Genomic DNA, 231 nt, shown 5'->3' on the forward strand with positions numbered 1-231 from the left:
GCCTATGACGGCGTGGTCTTTCACCGCGTGATCGACGGTTTCATGGCACAGACCGGCGATGTCGAATTCGGCAACACCAGCGTGGCGGGCTTTTCCATGCAGATGGCAGGGCGGGGCGGTTCGGATCGCGCCGATCTTCCGGCAGAATTTTCCGATACGCCGTTTGATCGCGGTGTGGTCGGCATGGCCCGCAGCCAGAACCCGAACAGCGCCAATTCGCAGTTCTTCATC

Annotated in this window: 1 protein-coding gene; it reads left to right on the forward strand. The window is 61.0% G+C overall.

Features of this window, described 5'->3' with window-relative positions; all coding sequences use genetic code 11:
• Positions 1–231, forward strand: a 231-nt coding sequence (locus Q4528_RS16520; protein WP_303522884.1) for a peptidylprolyl isomerase, incomplete at both ends; no start/stop codon positions are given.

This window comes from Staphylococcus pasteuri (assembly GCF_030547725.1).
GTDB classification, from domain to species: Bacteria; Bacillota; Bacilli; order Staphylococcales; family Staphylococcaceae; genus Staphylococcus; species Staphylococcus pasteuri.